Source organism: Paraburkholderia sp. CNPSo 3274 (assembly GCF_024206475.1).
In the GTDB taxonomy this organism is placed as follows: domain Bacteria; phylum Pseudomonadota; class Gammaproteobacteria; order Burkholderiales; family Burkholderiaceae; genus Paraburkholderia.
This window is the reverse complement of record NZ_JAMBPR010000022.1, coordinates 39,441-54,723: the sequence shown is the minus strand read 5'-3', so window position 1 is coordinate 54,723 and position 15,283 is coordinate 39,441. Positions and strand designations below refer to the sequence as shown.

At 62.2% G+C, this 15,283-nt stretch carries 18 protein-coding genes; 14 read left to right on the top strand and 4 right to left on the bottom strand.

Translation table 11 applies throughout. The annotated features are described in order from the left end of the window. The first annotated feature begins 442 nt into the window (after positions 1–442). Together M3I54_RS17055 and M3I54_RS17050 are read left to right on the top strand one after the other, a co-directional pair. Positions 443–598 (top strand): hypothetical protein, encoded by a 156-nt coding sequence (locus M3I54_RS17055; RefSeq protein WP_254337849.1) that lies wholly within the window; start codon positions 443–445, stop codon positions 596–598. Positions 599–843: 245 nt separating this feature from the next. After that, positions 844–1,581 (top strand): BON domain-containing protein, encoded by a 738-nt coding sequence (locus M3I54_RS17050; RefSeq protein WP_254337847.1) that lies wholly within the window; start codon positions 844–846, stop codon positions 1,579–1,581. Here the strand turns inward: M3I54_RS17050 and M3I54_RS17045 are convergent. Together M3I54_RS17045 and M3I54_RS17040 are read right to left on the bottom strand one after the other, a co-directional pair. Next, positions 1,556–1,654 carry a tautomerase family protein gene (locus tag M3I54_RS17045; protein WP_254337974.1) on the bottom strand — a complete coding sequence of 33 codons (99 nt, stop codon included), beginning with the start codon at positions 1,652–1,654 and terminating at the stop codon, positions 1,556–1,558. The genes M3I54_RS17050 and M3I54_RS17045 overlap by 26 nt on opposite strands. Then, positions 1,623–1,790: a hexameric tyrosine-coordinated heme protein gene (locus tag M3I54_RS17040; protein WP_254337845.1), complete on the bottom strand. Its 168-nt coding sequence runs from the start codon at positions 1,788–1,790 to the stop codon at positions 1,623–1,625. The genes M3I54_RS17045 and M3I54_RS17040 overlap by 32 nt, the downstream gene beginning before the upstream one ends. A 319-nt stretch (positions 1,791–2,109) precedes the next feature. On the opposite strand from M3I54_RS17040, the gene M3I54_RS17035 reads away from it, so the two are divergent. Continuing rightward, positions 2,110–2,355, top strand: coding sequence for a hypothetical protein (locus M3I54_RS17035; RefSeq protein ID WP_254337843.1), 246 nt, complete (start codon positions 2,110–2,112; stop codon positions 2,353–2,355). Positions 2,356–2,453: 98 nt separating this feature from the next. Here M3I54_RS17035 and M3I54_RS17030 read toward each other — a convergent pair whose 3' ends face one another. Continuing rightward, the gene (locus M3I54_RS17030; RefSeq protein WP_254337841.1) at positions 2,454–2,738 is read right to left on the bottom strand and encodes a hypothetical protein; all 285 of its coding nucleotides are present in this window, start codon (positions 2,736–2,738) and stop codon (positions 2,454–2,456) included. Positions 2,739–3,481: 743 nt separating this feature from the next. Here M3I54_RS17030 and infA point away from each other — a divergent pair. The 3 genes from infA (at position 3,482) to M3I54_RS17015 (ending at position 4,681) form a co-directional block, all read left to right on the top strand. Continuing rightward, the gene (gene infA / locus M3I54_RS17025) at positions 3,482–3,751 is read left to right on the top strand and encodes a translation initiation factor IF-1 (RefSeq protein WP_254337839.1); all 270 of its coding nucleotides are present in this window, start codon (positions 3,482–3,484) and stop codon (positions 3,749–3,751) included. 318 nt (positions 3,752–4,069) lie between these two features. Continuing rightward, positions 4,070–4,360 carry a hypothetical protein gene (locus M3I54_RS17020; RefSeq protein WP_254337837.1) on the top strand — a complete coding sequence of 97 codons (291 nt, stop codon included), beginning with the start codon at positions 4,070–4,072 and terminating at the stop codon, positions 4,358–4,360. Between the two features lie 72 nt (positions 4,361–4,432). Beyond that, positions 4,433–4,681 carry a hypothetical protein gene (locus M3I54_RS17015; protein WP_254337835.1) on the top strand — a complete coding sequence of 83 codons (249 nt, stop codon included), beginning with the start codon at positions 4,433–4,435 and terminating at the stop codon, positions 4,679–4,681. Positions 4,682–5,166: 485 nt separating this feature from the next. Here the strand turns inward: M3I54_RS17015 and M3I54_RS17005 are convergent, their stop codons facing one another. Beyond that, positions 5,167–5,370, bottom strand: a complete 204-nt coding sequence (locus M3I54_RS17005) for a cold-shock protein (RefSeq protein ID WP_028207638.1) — start codon at positions 5,368–5,370, stop codon at positions 5,167–5,169. A gap of 548 nt (positions 5,371–5,918) precedes the next feature. On the opposite strand from M3I54_RS17005, the gene rpoD reads away from it, so the two are divergent. The 8 genes from rpoD (at position 5,919) to denD (ending at position 15,249) form a co-directional block, all read left to right on the top strand. Next, positions 5,919–7,907: an RNA polymerase sigma factor RpoD gene (gene rpoD, locus M3I54_RS17000; protein ID WP_254337833.1), complete on the top strand. Its 1,989-nt coding sequence runs from the start codon at positions 5,919–5,921 to the stop codon at positions 7,905–7,907. 337 nt (positions 7,908–8,244) lie between these two features. Next, positions 8,245–8,949, top strand: a complete 705-nt coding sequence (locus M3I54_RS16995; protein ID WP_254337831.1) for a FadR/GntR family transcriptional regulator — start codon at positions 8,245–8,247, stop codon at positions 8,947–8,949. Positions 8,950–9,023: 74 nt separating this feature from the next. After that, positions 9,024–9,914, top strand: coding sequence for an L-threonate dehydrogenase (gene ltnD, locus M3I54_RS16990; protein WP_254337829.1), 891 nt, complete (start codon positions 9,024–9,026; stop codon positions 9,912–9,914). A gap of 19 nt (positions 9,915–9,933) precedes the next feature. Beyond that, a complete protein-coding gene (otnK, locus tag M3I54_RS16985; protein ID WP_254337827.1) occupies positions 9,934–11,259 on the top strand; it encodes a 3-oxo-tetronate kinase in 1,326 nt (441 codons plus the stop codon). Continuing rightward, on the top strand, positions 11,256–11,912 hold the full coding sequence (locus tag M3I54_RS16980) for an aldolase (RefSeq protein WP_254337825.1): 657 nt from the start codon (positions 11,256–11,258) through the stop codon (positions 11,910–11,912). Before otnK ends, M3I54_RS16980 begins: the two co-directional genes overlap by 4 nt. Before the next feature lie 134 nt (positions 11,913–12,046). Next, on the top strand, positions 12,047–13,384 hold the full coding sequence (locus tag M3I54_RS16975; protein ID WP_254337823.1) for an MFS transporter: 1,338 nt from the start codon (positions 12,047–12,049) through the stop codon (positions 13,382–13,384). 22 nt (positions 13,385–13,406) lie between these two features. Continuing rightward, positions 13,407–14,195 carry a 2-oxo-tetronate isomerase gene (gene otnI, locus M3I54_RS16970; protein WP_254337821.1) on the top strand — a complete coding sequence of 263 codons (789 nt, stop codon included), beginning with the start codon at positions 13,407–13,409 and terminating at the stop codon, positions 14,193–14,195. Between the two features lie 64 nt (positions 14,196–14,259). Further along, positions 14,260–15,249, top strand: coding sequence for a D-erythronate dehydrogenase (gene denD / locus M3I54_RS16965; RefSeq protein WP_254337819.1), 990 nt, complete (start codon positions 14,260–14,262; stop codon positions 15,247–15,249). Positions 15,250–15,283: the final 34 nt, after the last annotated feature.

The window sequence follows — 15,283 nt, the reverse complement described above, 5'->3', positions numbered from 1 at the left end:
TGGGTGCGCGAGTTTCGGCAGGTCTATTTGGTTTACGGCGCTGCAGCGCGTTACCTGAGCCAGGACGCATTGGGTTAACCGCGCATTGCCGGCTTTGCCGGCGAACGGACGCATCGGGTAGGGGGACGGATCAATTGATTGCCAAAAAGTTGCAGCAGGGCACGGATCGTGGTGGATGGGGTACGGCGCACCTCCCGCACGGCAACTCCAGACCACCTTCTCTAAGGGCTTCTCGGACACGTATCTTGTCCAGCGAACAGGATTCACGGATGTGATGCCTGAGCGGCTGACTTCCTGACTCGAGGTTGACGCTCGCGATTCGCCGTCCAGATGGCAAGAAGGGGCCAGACGGCGCGCGTGCGGGCAGCGGGGATCCGTGTAAATGCCCCCGGCGATGCCTAAAATCTGTTTACGGGATCGGGCGATCCGGGAGGAGGCTTCCATGTCTCAGTCGATGATTGGCGTTGTGGTTGGTCTGGTGGTCCTCGTAGTCGTCGCGTTCGCGCTGGCGCGACGGTACACGGTTGAGCATCCAGGAGAAGGCGTGACTCAGTGGCTGGACGCGCACCACATGCGGTGGATGCATCGCAAGCACTAGTCGGTCCATTCCATGCGGCCCCAGTGGACGAGAGTCTCGCAAGGCGGTGGCACGTCCATTTCGCAGTGCCACGAAGCGCTGGCCCACGTGAGCCGGGGGCTGGCTCTGATGGACCGGGCCGAGCGGACACGCTTCGTCCGGCGCACGCAGCGTATGCCGACCTGACCGGTACCCGCATCGTGCGGCGAGGCGTGCACAGGGCGGCATGAAGGGCGCTGCACCACCCAACCTTGACGAGGCAGATCATGCAACGCAGCGATACGGTATTGAGGCGCGTGATGGCGGCGTTCGAGCGCGAATCACACCTGAAACTCCAGCATCATCCGGTTCATATGCGCTTCGATGGCGATGTCCTGACAGTGGCAGGCGAAGTGCCGGATATCGCATCCATGAAGCGCCTTCTTCGCTTGACGCGGCTATTCAGCGAGGGGATGCCGGTAGTTGGCCAGCTGCGTGTCACTGCCGAGCCGAGGGTCGGTGATGGCGAGCTCCGCAGGCAAGTCTGCGACCGGCTGGCGCAGGCTGCGGAGTTTCGCGACTGCATGATCTGCGCGCGCGCCAAGGGCCAGATCCAGGTGCTGCGCGGCACGATGGACCAGGCGGGCAACGAGGGCAGCGGCGTAGTCGAAGTGACGGTCGAGGACGGTGTGGTGACGTTGACCGGGCAGGTGATCAGCATTCCTCACCGGCACCTGGCGAGTGCGATTTCCTGGTGGGTCGGCGGCTGCCGCGACGTACTCAACCTGCTGGAGTTGGTGCCCGCAGAAGCGGACAGCGACGATGAGATTTCGGAGGCCTTGCGTCTTGTGCTCGAAATCGATCCGCGTGTGCGCGGCGACCAGATCACCATCAATGTAGAAAACCACGTAATCGAACTGGCAGGTTGGGTGGCGAGCGGAGCCGAAAGAAGGCATGCGGAACAGGACGCGTGGTGTCTCGATGCGATCGAAGGCGTCGTCAATCGTATCCAGGTGCGCTCCTGATCCGTGCCGCATCGTTGTTCTCGACGATCGACACGATGACGTCATCCGGCGAAATGCCACATTGAGTTTGCAGCTTTTCGACGAGCAGGCGATCGAATTCGACCTTGAGTTGTCTTGATACCCAACCGCGCCATCTTGATGGCGAGTTTCCGCCCTTCTTCCGGTGTCGCGGTAATGAGCGCTTTGCCGGGAAAAAGTGTGATATTCATCGTGATTTTGCTATACATTAAGGATGACGAAATGAATCGGGGTTGGGTAGCAGACTTCAATCGTTGCGATTATTGCTGACGGCGTGCAAACGAGACCGGGTGGCTCCCCAGTTGTCGCTCGTGGGCGCTGCCCGGCTTTACGCATGTCAATACGAGGACGGCATGAGGTGCCAAAGGGCGGCTGTTGCTGTCAGCACAGAAAGCGTTCCGTCGGAGGATTTCTTGAATGTAACGGGTGTGCCAGGCGGGGGTAACCTTCGCACTGTGATCAGGCCGAAGCTGACATGTTACGATGAGTCCCGTCAGAAGGAGGCCCGCAATGCCAAAGCCCGTCATAAGTCCGGATGAATTCGTCAACGAGGTCAACCGGCGCCTTCCGGACCACGATTGCTATACGGCAGGTCTGCAGATGTTCCTCTTGCCGCGCAATGGTCGGGAGGAAGACGCGATCGGTATCGACTGGGAGCCTCGCACCGCACGTAATGGCGTAATCGCGATAAGCGAAACGCACCGTCAGGTTTCAGCAGAATTCACAGTGAGCAAATATCCAGGGCGTCGGCACTGAGGCCTGCGCGCGCATGTGTCCGCGAACTGATATTCCAACGTGTCCTGTGCAGAGCGCGAAGAAGCCGGGCGGTGATAAAGGCCGGCGCGCTGCAATGTTCACAGGGAGGCGAGAAGCTTTAGGTGATGCGCGCTTTCCGCCCCATTGATCAGTGCGTAAGCCTGCACAGACGTGCGTTCGAGGGGCGAAATAGATTCCGCTCCGGAGAAATCATTCCACAAGTCATCGGAGATGCAAGTTGGCGTTGCGCGGGATTTTGCGAACGCGCGAAGAAGTAAGCTTGCCTCGCGGCGCAGTATGAGGCGGTCGACATCAAGAACATAGGGCAGGCAGCCGGCGCGCAGGACAAGGTAGTACGGAATGTTGTCGGTATCACGTTGCATAGGCGGCGTTTCCGTTGGGGAAGATCATCTCTTTTAACGCTCCGTACTGTCGATTCTTCGCGAGTCGGCAGGTACGGACCGACGCTTGTCGTTCGACCGGGCAATCTCCGGAAGCGACGGAAAATGAGGTTCCCGTCGATGCGTTGAATACTACGCCTGAGGGGCCGACAAAATGCGACCTACAAGTCACCAGACGATCGTACAGTCGTGACATGAAGCTGAAGCAGCCATCGTGAGAAAAGCGCAGCGCGCGGCCACGGATGCAACGCAGTTAGACGTCGAGCTACATGACGCTACGCTTTGCCCAGCGCGCCGTCAATCCGTTTCCGCACGCAAAACTCAAAGCGAGACCGGTAACGGGTTGCCGGAACAGAGGTCACAGCAGGTGCTCGCCAATAAGGTGAAATGAATGCATAATGACGTCATCGGGTGCGTCTAGCCTGTCGTCGGGACGCTGATTCCCTGCTTCATGCTCCGGCTCTGCCGAGCCGCCTTCATCGCCTCATTCATTTTCACCTGTCCTTGCTGGTCCAGTTTACGGGCCACTCTGACACCGCCCCAGCCCCGCGACCAGCGGCCATTCCTCGAAATTTCGGGCGCTCCCGCGCGGCAAGAATACGTATGCGACGATCGGTTAAACCATCGTCGGCCAACGCATGGACCACGACAGGTGCGATGTCCATTTCACGCCTTGCGGTGACGTCGTAGCGCGACGATCCGCTCACTTTGCTCAGGAAACTTGAATGGCAAAAGAAGAGTTGCTCGAACTCGATGGTATTGTCGAGGAAGTACTGCCAGATAGCCGCTACCGCGTCACGCTGGACAACGGCGTGGTTGTGGGCGCATACGCGTCCGGCCGCATACGCAAGAATCATATCCGTATTCTTGCAGGTGACCGGGTCACGCTCGAATTGTCGGTCTACGACCTGACAAAAGGTCGTATTAACTTTCGCCACAAGGACGAACGTAGCGGCGGCGGCACTGTACGCAGCCCTGCTTTCCGGCGCCGTTGAACCGGAGCCTCGCGAACGCGCCTGCCCCAACGCGCGATCTGCGATGCAGCGGTCCGGTGGCGACGCATAGACTGAGCCGATGGCGTACCGGGCGGGATTCAAACTTTCCCTGTACAAACGGCGGCTGAAGCGTACCATGGACGCATCAGTCGACCTGCGACCGATCCCAGCGCCCCTCCTGCACGCTTTTCCTGGGGATCGAGCCGCTACCCTCCATCGCAGACCACGAAACGCAGCGTTGCCCGCAGCATGTGTGGGTGCGAGCGCGTCCATTCCTGTTTGGTTTTGCCGCGACAAGCGGCACCAGAAGGTGACTCAATGACTGTCCCTGTCCGCCTTTACCGTGGGCTTGAGATTTACCCACTGGTTTATCCGCACCGACCGACCGCGCCGGGGTCGGGGCACAACTACGACGAGGGATTTGACGCGGCAGTCCGCATCCGGGAGCCGCAGGAGCTGGACGGCAGCTCACGCAGCCGCGTATTTGGCGTTGCGGTCGGCAGACCGTTCACGAACGCCGGCGATGCGCGTCGTGCATCGGTTGCCTATGCAGAACACCTGATCGACTCATGTTCGCCGGACGCCAGTGTGCTTGATTTGACATCCTGAACATTTTGCTCTTTGCAGGAGCCGTTGTTACGCGGTTGAACAGTGGTTTTCCAGCGTCGCCGGAGTTCTTGTATGAACAGGAGTGGTCTGCTCGAGTGCCTTCGCTCCAACGCTCGCGACATTATCGAGGAGTTTCTGCCCCCGGGCGCCAATGCCGAGCTGGAGTGCCTGATAGGCGAGCACCGCCACGAGATTGACGCGCAAGCGTTTTTGATATTCGTCTCGGTTCGGGCGCTGTTACGTGAAAGCGGACTGCCCAGCTGTGAACTGGACTGCGAGGCAGGGCAGATCATGGCCCTGTTGAACAGTCGCGCAGCCTGACGATGATGACGACGCCTGCGGCAAATGGAAGTATGACATCCACCTCAGTGGCGATCTAGCGGCGTTCGACGCACAGAAACGGCTCTAGCCCCGGGCATCGATCCATTCGCGTCCCCAATGATCTGAAAAGCCGAGGGCTTTCATTTCGGTGGTGAAATATCCGAGGGAAAAAAACTCGTAACGCGAACGTTCTTCGCGACTACCCGAACGTGTGAGTGTGAGATTTGAAGAAAAGAAACCGTCGTGAACACGGTGAGCGGAACGCCTGACCGCCTTAGTGCCTGGCGACAGGAATTTGCACTATTTTCTTTTTTTAAAACATGCTTGAGCCGGTTCCCTCGCCTGGAGGGACCGGTCGAACGGGATGCAGGGCCTAGCCAACGGCTGGCCGGCAGTTTCACCGCCTGGCGCGAGATGGCCAGACGGATCCCGTTCCGTGGGAGAGTCGGCGGTGCCGCCGTCCTGGCGGCACAAGCGCACGTGACTTACAGCGGGGTAATGTTGGATGCCTGCATACCCTTGGGGCCGCGCTTCGTTTCGTAGCTGACCTTCTGGCCTTCTGCGAGGGTCTTGAAGCCGTCGCCGCGAATTTCCGAGAAATGCGCGAACAGATCGTCGCCACCTGCGTCGGGCGTGATAAATCCAAAGCCCTTGCTGTCGTTAAACCACTTTACGGTACCAGTGTCCATGGAATTTTCCTGAATATGAACAGATATAGGTGCGCGCCAGAAGAGCGCGGGGGAAAAGGATCAAGGAGGGGAGCGGGCAACGAGTACCGCAGGGAGCGGTGAATGACGAGCAGCAATCGCGCTTCTTGAAGACTTCAGACCCTGAAGCTACTCCGGAAAGCCATGCGAGTCAAGGTTTTTCCATGTGGCGCTGCCGCCAGCCCGCTCCGTGAGGGGGCGCGCTGTACGCAATGTGCATACATGTGGGCGGGAAGCCGGCGCACATGTAAAAGGGTTGGGGCGCTGTGCTCCCGATTGTGACAGCGTGTCGTTGCCGTCCGTTTCGCCTGCTGACTATGCAACGGAAAAATTTGCATCGCATGTTGCGTCGCACAAAAAACGCAGGTATGATTTACGATTCCCGAATCTTCGCGCACCGAATCCCTTCGGAGGCATCCCAGCCTCGATTGTCCGCGCGTCATTCCACGATTCCGTTTGCACCCCGACAGTCAAATTGGTCTGCCGTCCTGCCTGCGCCGATCGTCAGCCAACCTGTCGAGGAGAACGTATTGGCCAATCGAGTTCGTGACGATTTAGCATCCCGCGTGATCGCGGTTACACCCAAGGCCAGCCGCCGAGCTGCAAATAGAAAGCCCCGTGCCGTTGAACCAGCGCTCGACATCGAGGCAATCGTCCGACAGGACGAGGAGCGACAACGCCAGATGCGCGCACTGATCGCGCTTGGCCGTGAGCGCGGCTATCTCACGCACGTGGACATCAACGATCACCTGGCAGACGACGTTACGCAAACTGCAGCGATGGAGGCGATCGTCAGCACGTTCAGCGAAATGGGCGTGGCGGTGTACGAGCAGGTACCGGACGCGGCAACGCTCCTGTTAAGCGGCGCCGCACCCGCCGGATCGTCTGACGATCAGGAGACCGAGGAAGCGGAAGCTGCGCTGTCGACCATCGATTCTGAATTCGGCCGCACGACTGACCCGGTCAGGATGTACATGCGGGAGATGGGGGCCAGGGAGCTGCTGACTCGAGCCCGCGAAATCGAAATCGCGAAACGCATCGAATCCGGCCTGCAGGACATGATTCAGGCGATCGCCGCATGTTCGTCGGTCGTGGCCACCATTCTTGCCGATGTGGACAGCATCATTGCCGGCGAACTGCGTATCGACGAATTGGTCGATGGCATCAGCGACGATGTAAACGAAAGCGCATTGACGGTGGACTCCGTAGAAACGGAGGCGAAAGCATCGGCCCGCGGCGATGACCCCGATGGTGACGACGCTGGGCCGGCGGCCGGGGACCCGGACACGGCGAACGCAGCCCGTCTCGAGCAACTTACGAATGACAGTCTCGCGGTTTTCGCTCGTGTGCGGGCACTGCTCGAGCCGATGCCACATGAGGCTGCTGACGGCAATACCCGTTTCGTAGCCGTTGCGCGGGTACGCCCGGAAATCCAGCGCGAACTTGCGACGATCCGCTTTACGCCCAGAACCATTGATCGCCTGTGTGCCAGTGTGCATGAACAGGTGGCGGAGGTTCGTGCGATCGAGCGCAGCATCCTGGAGATCGCCGTCACCCGTTGCTGCATGCCACGCGAATTGTTTGTCGAGTCGTTCCCGGGCCACGAGACCGACCTTCAATGGACCAGCCGGATGGCGGTGACGTCACGGCAATTCGGCGCGGCGCTTGAGCGACATCTACCTGCCATTCAGGCCGGGCAGCAGAAACTCAGCGACATCGAGGTGAAGGCTTCGCTGCCGCTGCAGCAGCTCAAGGAGGTCAACCGCACGATGCGCGCCGCGGAGTCGAAAATGCGGCAGGCCAAACGGGAGATGATCGAAGCGAATCTTCGTCTCGTCATCTCGATTGCCAAGAAATACGTGAACCGCGGCATGCCGTTCCTGGATCTCATCCAGGAAGGCAATATCGGTCTGATGAAGGCGGTGGACAAGTTCGAATACCGGCGCGGCTGGAAGTTCTCGACGTACGCCACATGGTGGGTCCGGCAAGCTGTCACGCGTGCGCTTGCTGACCAGGCGCGAACCATTCGCCTACCGGTGCACGTGATCGAGACGATCAACAAGCTCAACCGCATCTCGCGCGAAATCAAGCAACAGACGGGACAGGAAGCACATCCCGCCGCCCTTGCCGTGCGTATGGAGATGTCCGAGGAGAAAGTGCGTGGCTTCCTCAGGGCCGCGAGGCAGCCTGTGTCGCTTGAAACCCCGGCGGGCGACGATGCGGACGCGACGCTCGGCGACATGATCGAGGATGTCTCTGCGGGTTCACCGGCTGAGGCAGCAATTCACGCGAACATGCGCACCGCGATTGATGAGGCGCTAAACGGACTGTCGCCACGGGAGGCCAAGGTCCTGCGGATGCGTTTCGGCCTCGATACAACCTCCGATCACACGCTTGGAGAGGTCGGCGAGCAGTTCAATGTGAGCCGTGAGCGAATCCGTCAGATCGAGAGCCAGGCGATGCGCACGCTGAGAGACCCCCGTAACGCTGACAGGTTGAGGCCCTTTCTCGAACGCTGAGACAATGCGGGGCACGTCCTCGATTTGGTGCGTTGCTTCAGACATGGCGCGATCAGCTATCGACTTGATCGCTGCCGTGGCAGGCCGCCTCCGCGCCCTGCAAAATTCACCACAGATGAACGTCCGCTCGCGCTAGAAGCGCACGGCAAGTCGATGAGCATCGTGCTCCTCGATACCGAAGTGAACGACCTTCCCGAATGAACGCAATGTGACGTGCGTTCCAAAAGACGCGAGGTCTCGCCGCGTGAAACGCGGTTGAGCATTAAGGGTTCTCCCCAATGCAGATCCATGCGCTAAAATTTGTATGATGACCCTATGACATGGCAAATCTGCTGATATGTTCGAGAAAATTCCCAACCGGGCGCTGAGCGACACCGTCGCGCAACAATTGCTCGCGCAGATCGACAAGGGCACCTTTGCGCGCGGCGGCAAGCTGCCGACCGAAGCCGTGCTCGCTCAGGAGTTCGGCGTCAGCCGCACGGTGATCCGCGAGGCCATTTCGCGTTTGAAGAACGAAGGCGTGGTCGAGCCGCGCCAGGGCAGCGGCGTGTACGTATCCGCGCATGGCGCGATCCGGCCGCTGCGCATCGACTATGCGGAAGCGATGGAAGGCGGCTCTGTGCTGCAGATTCTCGCCGTGCGCCGCGCAATCGAAGCCGAAGTTGCAGCGGAAGCCGCCATGCGCCGCACCGACGCCGACATGATGGCCATCGACGCCGCGCTCAAAAAGATCGATGAAGCCGTCGCCGAAGGCCGCGACGGCGTCGCCGAAGACGTCGCGTTTCACCGCGCGATCGCCACCGTAACGGGCAATCCGTACTTTCTGAAGACGCTGACGTTTCTCAATCAATACCTCGAAGCGGGCACGGTCGTCACGCGCCGCAACGAGGCGCTGCGCGAGGACTTCTCGCGTCAGGTGCGTGACGAACACGCCGCGATCGCCGCGGCGATTCGCGCAGGCGACCCAATGGCCGCGCGCAATGCCGCGCAAACGCACATGTACAACGCGGCGCGCCGTTTGGCCGAAGCCGGTATCCGCTGATTCGCAGACGCATTTTGCCGACGCATTCGCTCGCGCGATGCGCTGTCTGCAGCACTGTTCGTAGAGGAAAGGGTATGTCGAGAAATGTCGGAGTCATTGGTCTGGGCGCGATGGGCATGGGTGTCGCGCGTTCGCTGCTGCGCGGCGGTTTCAACGTCCATGCATGCGACGTGCGCCGCGAAGTGCTCGACCCGTTCGTCGCCGCAGGCGGCACGGCCTGCGCGAGTCCCGCCGAGCTTGGCGCGCAGTGCGATGTGGTCGTCACGCTCGTCGTCAATGCAGCGCAAACGGAAACGGTGCTGTTCGGCGAGCAGGGCGCAGTCAAGTCGATGAAGCCGGGCGGCGTCGTGATTGCGTGCGCGACAGTTGCGCCCGACTTCGCGATCGACCTCGGCCGTCGCGTGGAGGCGGCCGGCCTGCAACTGCTCGATGCGCCCGTATCGGGCGGCGCGGCGCGCGCCGCATCGGGCGAAATGACGATGATGACGTCCGGGCCCGCTGCCGCGTACGCCACGTGCGAGGACGTGCTCGCCGCGATGGCGGGCAAGGTGTACCGGCTGGGCGAGCAGCATGGCGCGGGCTCGAAGGTGAAGATCATCAACCAGTTGCTCGCGGGCGTGCACATCGCCGCCGCCGCCGAGGCGATGGCGCTCGGTCTTCGCGAAGGCGTCGATCCCGACGCGCTCTACGACGTGATAACGCACAGCGCCGGTAACTCGTGGATGTTCGAAAACCGCGTGCCGCACATTCTCAACGGCGACTACACGCCGCTGTCGGCCGTCGACATCTTCGTCAAGGATCTCGGCCTCGTGCTCGATACCGCGCGACGCTCGAAGTTTCCCCTGCTGTTGTCGGCGGCTGCGCATCAGATGTTCATGATGGCGTCGACGGCGGGGCACGGCGGCGAAGACGATTCGGCCGTCATCAAGATTTTCCCGGGCATCGATGTGCCCGCGAAGCGCTAAGCGAGAAGGGCGCAACGATATGACGAACACGAACGCCTCTGCAAGCAAGCCGCTGCTCGGCTGTATCGCCGACGATTTCACGGGCGCGACCGACCTCGCAAACATGCTGGTGCGCGGCGGCATGCGCACCGTTCAGACGATCGGCGTGCCCGGCGCCGACACGCGCATCGAAGCCGACGCGCTCGTGGTCGCGCTGAAGTCGCGGACGATCGACGCCTCCGACGCCGTGGCGCAATCGCTTGCCGCACTCGAATGGCTGCGCGCGCAAGGCTGCCGCCAGTTTTTCTTCAAGTACTGCTCGACCTTCGATTCGACCGATCAAGGCAACATCGGGCCGGTGGCCGACGCGCTGCTCGACGCGCTGTCACCCAACGGAGGCGGCGGGCCGTTCACCATCGCCTGTCCCGCGTTTCCGGAGAACGGCCGCACGATTTATCGCGGGCACCTGTTCGTCGGCGACGTGCTGCTGAACGAGTCGGGCATGGAGCATCATCCGCTGACGCCGATGACGGACGCGAACCTCGTGCGCGTGCTGCAACGTCAAACGCGCTCGAAAGTCGGCCTCGTGCGCTACGACGCCGTTGCGCAAGGCGCGCAAGCCGTGCGCGCATCGTTCGAGGGGCTGCGGGCCGATGGCGTACGCATGGCAATCGCCGATGCCGTTTCGGATGCCGATCTCTACACCCTCGGTGAAGCGTGCGCGGACTTGCCGCTGATCACGGGCGGCTCGGGTGTCGCGCTCGGTTTGCCCGCGAATTTCCGCCGCGCCGGTTTGCTCGCCGATTCCGCCGATGCCGGCGAGCTGCCGCGTATCGACGGCGCGTCGGCGGTGCTGGCGGGCAGTGCGTCGAAGGCGACGAATGCCCAGGTTGCCGCATGGCGCGAAACACGTCCCGCGTACCGCGTCGATCCGCTCGCGGTGGCGCGCGGCGAACCGGTCGTCGAACACGCGTTGGCCTTCGCGCGCGAGCATATGCACGCCGCGCGGCCGCAGCCCGTTCTGATCTACGCGACGGCATCGCCCGACGAGGTGAAGGCGACGCAACGCGAACTCGGCGTGGCGCAGGCCGGCGAGGTGGTCGAACGCACGCTCGCGTCGATCGCGCGCGGTCTGCGCGATCTCGGCGTGCGCAAGTTCGTTGTCGCGGGCGGCGAGACCTCGGGCGCGGTGGTGCAGGCGCTTGGCGTCGACATGTTGCGCATCGGCAAGCAGATCGACCCGGGGGTGCCCGCAACCGCGACCACCGGTGTTGAGCCGCTCGCGCTCGCGCTCAAGTCCGGCAACTTCGGCGCGATCGACTTCTTCGCGAAGGCGCTGCGTATGCTCGACGGGGAAGCGCAATGACGGCGGCCATTCACACCAGCTGCGAAGCGAAGGTCCGCGAAGAAATCTGCGTGACGGGTGCGAGCCTATACGAGCGCGGCTACACCGTCGGCAGCGCGGGCAATATCAGCGCGCGACTCGACGACGGCTGGCTGATCACGCCGACGGATGCCTGCCTCGGCCGCCTCGATCCCGCGGAGATCGCTAAGGTCGATCTCGACGGTAACGCGGTTTCGGGCGGCAAGCCGTCGAAAACGCTGGCTCTGCATCGCGGTGTCTACGAGCGCAACCGCGAAGCGCGCGGCATCGTGCACACGCATTCGACGCACCTCGTCGCGCTGACGCTCGCAGGCGTCTGGAGCGACGCCGACGTGCTGCCGCCCATCACGCCGTACTACGTGATGAAGGTCGGGCACATTCCGCTGATCCGCTACCGGCGTCCCGGCGATCCGCAAGTCGCGCAACAGATCGCCTCGCTCGCCGACAGCGTACGCGGCGTGCTGCTGGAGCGGCTCGGGCCGGTCGTATGGGAGCGTTCTGTTTCGCAGGCTTCGTATGTGATCGAAGAACTGGAAGAGACGGCGCGCTTGTGGCTGATGAGTAACCCGCATCCCGCGCCGCTCGATGACACCGCGCTCGAAGAGTTGCGCACGGTGTTCGGCGCGCGCTGGTAGCCCGTTCGAGTACATCGAGCACGCCGCGCGCCCCCGCGGACCCTCCGTATCACCCACCTCAGGCAAAAAGCCGGAGGGCCGTCCGACACGAAGCGGACGGCCCGCAACCGGTGCCACCACGAAGGAGACAACGCATGACAAGCTATCAGGCGGAATCGGTTCGCCCTGCATCCACCGCCGACGCTGCCGGGCAACCCGGCGCGGCCGAAATCGAACGCACCTACGGTAAGGTGTTCTGGCGCATCGTGCCGTTTCTGATGCTGTGCTACGTGGTCGCGTATCTGGACCGCGTCAATGTGGGCTTTGCGAAGCTGCAAATGTCGCAGGATCTCGCGTTCAGCGAGACCGTATTCGGTCTCGGCGCGGGCGTGTTCTTCGTCGGCTACTTTCTCTTCGAACTGCCCAGCAACATCCTGATGCATCGGCTTGGCGCGCGTATCTGGATTGCGCGGATCATGATCACGTGGGGCTTGCTCTCCGCTTTGTTCGTTTTCGTACGGACTCCGATGCAGTTCTATGCGCTGCGCTTCCTGCTCGGTCTCGCCGAGGCGGGCTTCTATCCGGGCGTCATTCTGTATCTGACGTACTGGTTCCCGTCGCATCGTCGCGCAAAGATCATTGCCGTGTTCATGTCGGCGATTCCGGTTTCGGGTATTTTCGGCAATCCGTTGTCGGGCTGGATCATGCAGACTTTCGATTCCCATCACGGCTTCGCAGGCTGGCAATGGATGTTCGTGATCGAAGCGGTGCCCGCCATCGCCATCGGCCTCGCGACGATCCTGTATCTCGACAACGGCATCGCCAGCGCGAAATGGCTGACGCCGCGCGAAAAGAAGCTGCTCGCCGACGAGATCGCCGCGCAGCCGCAGGAAGCAGCGAAGTCGCAATCGCTGGGCGCAGTGTTCCGCGATCCGCGCACGTGGTGGATGTCGCTGATCTATTTCGCGTTCGTCACGGGCCAATACGGACTCACGTTCTGGATGCCGACGCTCGTGAAGTCGACGGGTGTGACTGGGGCATTCGAAATCGGTCTTCTGAGCGCGATCCCGTTTCTTGTTGCAATCGTCGTGATGAACGTGATGGGCCACAGCGCGGACAAGCGTCGCGAGCGTCGCTGGCATCTGATCGGGCCGGCGCTCGCGGGCGCGGTCGGCTTCGCGGTTGCGGCTTCGTTCGCGAACAACACGGCCGTGTCGATTGTGTTTCTGTCGATTGCCGCTGCGGGCGTGCTGACCTGCGCGCCGCTCTTCTGGTCGCTGCCCACGGCGTTCATGTCCGGCGCGACGGCGGCTGCGGGCATCGCGATCATCAATTCGATCGGCAATCTGGCGGGCTTCGCCAGCCCGTACATGATCGGCTATCTTAAGGATCTCACGCACAGCACGCAGTCCGGGATGTACGTGCTTGCCGCGATGCTCGTGATCGGCGCGCTCGCCGTCTGGCTGACGCCCGCGCGGCTCGTGAACCGCTAACCGTATTCAAGGAGTTGCTTCGATGCCACGCTTCGCCGCCAATCTGACAATGATGTACAACGAACACGCGTTTCTCGACCGTTTCGCCGCCGCCGCGCGCGACGGTTTCGAGGCCGTGGAGTTCCTGTTCCCTTATGAGTTCCCGGCCGGCGACATCAAGAGGCGTCTCGACGAGAACGGCCTGACTCAGGCGCTGTTCAATGCGCCGCCGGGTGACTGGGCGGCGGCCGAACGCGGCATCGCGTCGTTGCCAGGCCGCGAAGACGAGTTTCGCCGCAGTGTCGAGACCGCGCTCGAATACGCGCGTGTACTCGGCAACGACAAGTTGCACGTGATGGCCGGGTTGATCAAGCCGGAGCAATCGCGCGCCGCGCATCGCGAGGTGTATCTGAAGAACCTCGCGTATGCGGCGAAGGCCGCCCAGGCAAACGGCATCACCGTCGTCATCGAGCCGATCAACACGCGCGATATTCCCGGCTTCTTCCTGAACCGGCAAGACGACGCGCAGTCGATCTGCGCGGAAGTCGGCGCGCCGAACCTGAAAGTGCAGTTCGATCTCTACCACTGCCAGATTGTCGAAGGCGATCTCGCCGTCAAGCTCAAGCGTGACATGAAGGGCATCGGACATATCCAGATTGCGGGCGTGCCCGAGCGGCACGAGCCGGATGTTGGCGAAGTGAACTACCCGTATCTGTTCTCGCTGATCGACGAACTCGGCTACGACGGCTGGATCGGTTGCGAATACCGGCCGCGCGCAGGCACATCGGAAGGGCTCGGATGGATCAGGCCGTACGTGAAGGCACGTACCTGAGCGCACGTACCTGAGCGCACGAAACTGCGCGCATTCGACAGACACACTGAGGAACAACAGCAACATGAAAGTACTGATCACGGGCGGTGCGGGATTTCTGGGCCAGCGTCTCGCGCGCGAGTTGCTCGCTCGCGGCGAACTGAAGGGCGCAGACGGACAGCGTGAGCCGATCGCCGAACTGGTGTTGCTCGACGTCGTCGCGGCGCCGGGGCCGGCTGACGAACGCGTGCGTGTCGAAGTCGGCGACATTGCCGAGCGCAGCGTGCTCGAACGTCTGATCGACGACAGGACGGCGGCGATTTTCCATCTCGCGGCGATCGTCAGCGGCCAGGCGGAAGCAGACTTCGATCTCGGCATGCGGATCAATCTCGATGCGTCGCGGCTGCTGCTCGACGTGTGTCGTGAGCGCGGGCATCGGCCGCGCGTCGTGTTCACGAGTTCGGTCGCCGTCTATGGCGGCGATCTGCCCGACGTCGTCCTCGATGAAACCGCATTGAATCCGCAGTCGTCGTATGGCGCGCAAAAGGCCATCGCCGAGTTGCTGCTCAATGACTTCTCGCGACGCGGTTTCGTCGATGGCCGCGTGCTGCGTCTGCCGACTATCAGCGTGCGGCCAGGCAAGCCGAACGCAGCGGCGTCCTCGTTTGCCAGTGGCATCATTCGCGAGCCGCTGAACGGTGAGCCGGCTGTGTGTCCGGTGAGCGGTTCGACGCGGCTGTGGCTGCTGTCGCCGCGCAAGGCCATCGAATGCCTCGTTGCTGGATGCGAGATCGACGGCGCGGCGCTCGGCATCCGGCGCACGGTGAATCTGCCGGGCGTGTCGGTGACAGTCGACGACATGATCGCCGCGCTGCGCGAAGTGGCGGGCGATGCGGTCGCGGCACGGATCGAATGGAAGGCGGATGAGCGTGTCGAGAAGATCGTCGGCAGTTGGCCCGCGCAGTGGGACGTTGCGCGCGCGACCCAGCTTGGGCTGCAAGGCGACGTGTCGTTCGAGGATATCGTGCGCGCGTTCGTCGACGATGAACTCGGTGGGAAGGTTCCGCAGCATTGATTGCATGCACTCGAACCGGCTCGACCACGCCGGC

Excerpts from the sequence above, each read along its gene's own strand:
- M3I54_RS17055 (WP_254337849.1), top strand. The coding sequence starts at position 443 with ATGTCTCAGTCGATGATTGGCGTTGTGGTTGGTCTGGTGGTCCTCGTA.
- M3I54_RS17050 (WP_254337847.1), top strand. The coding sequence starts at position 844 with ATGCAACGCAGCGATACGGTATTGAGGCGCGTGATGGCGGCGTTCGAG.
- M3I54_RS17040 (WP_254337845.1), bottom strand. The coding sequence starts at position 1,790 with ATGAATATCACACTTTTTCCCGGCAAAGCGCTCATTACCGCGACACCG.
- M3I54_RS17035 (WP_254337843.1), top strand. The coding sequence starts at position 2,110 with ATGCCAAAGCCCGTCATAAGTCCGGATGAATTCGTCAACGAGGTCAAC.
- M3I54_RS17030 (WP_254337841.1), bottom strand. The coding sequence starts at position 2,738 with ATGCAACGTGATACCGACAACATTCCGTACTACCTTGTCCTGCGCGCC.
- infA (WP_254337839.1), top strand. The coding sequence starts at position 3,482 with ATGGCAAAAGAAGAGTTGCTCGAACTCGATGGTATTGTCGAGGAAGTA.
- M3I54_RS17020 (WP_254337837.1), top strand. The coding sequence starts at position 4,070 with ATGACTGTCCCTGTCCGCCTTTACCGTGGGCTTGAGATTTACCCACTG.
- M3I54_RS17015 (WP_254337835.1), top strand. The coding sequence starts at position 4,433 with ATGAACAGGAGTGGTCTGCTCGAGTGCCTTCGCTCCAACGCTCGCGAC.
- M3I54_RS17005 (WP_028207638.1), bottom strand. The coding sequence starts at position 5,370 with ATGGACACTGGTACCGTAAAGTGGTTTAACGACAGCAAGGGCTTTGGA.
- M3I54_RS16995 (WP_254337831.1), top strand. The coding sequence starts at position 8,245 with ATGTTCGAGAAAATTCCCAACCGGGCGCTGAGCGACACCGTCGCGCAA.
- ltnD (WP_254337829.1), top strand. The coding sequence starts at position 9,024 with ATGTCGAGAAATGTCGGAGTCATTGGTCTGGGCGCGATGGGCATGGGT.
- otnK (WP_254337827.1), top strand. The coding sequence starts at position 9,934 with ATGACGAACACGAACGCCTCTGCAAGCAAGCCGCTGCTCGGCTGTATC.
- M3I54_RS16980 (WP_254337825.1), top strand. The coding sequence starts at position 11,256 with ATGACGGCGGCCATTCACACCAGCTGCGAAGCGAAGGTCCGCGAAGAA.
- M3I54_RS16975 (WP_254337823.1), top strand. The coding sequence starts at position 12,047 with ATGACAAGCTATCAGGCGGAATCGGTTCGCCCTGCATCCACCGCCGAC.
- otnI (WP_254337821.1), top strand. The coding sequence starts at position 13,407 with ATGCCACGCTTCGCCGCCAATCTGACAATGATGTACAACGAACACGCG.
- denD (WP_254337819.1), top strand. The coding sequence starts at position 14,260 with ATGAAAGTACTGATCACGGGCGGTGCGGGATTTCTGGGCCAGCGTCTC.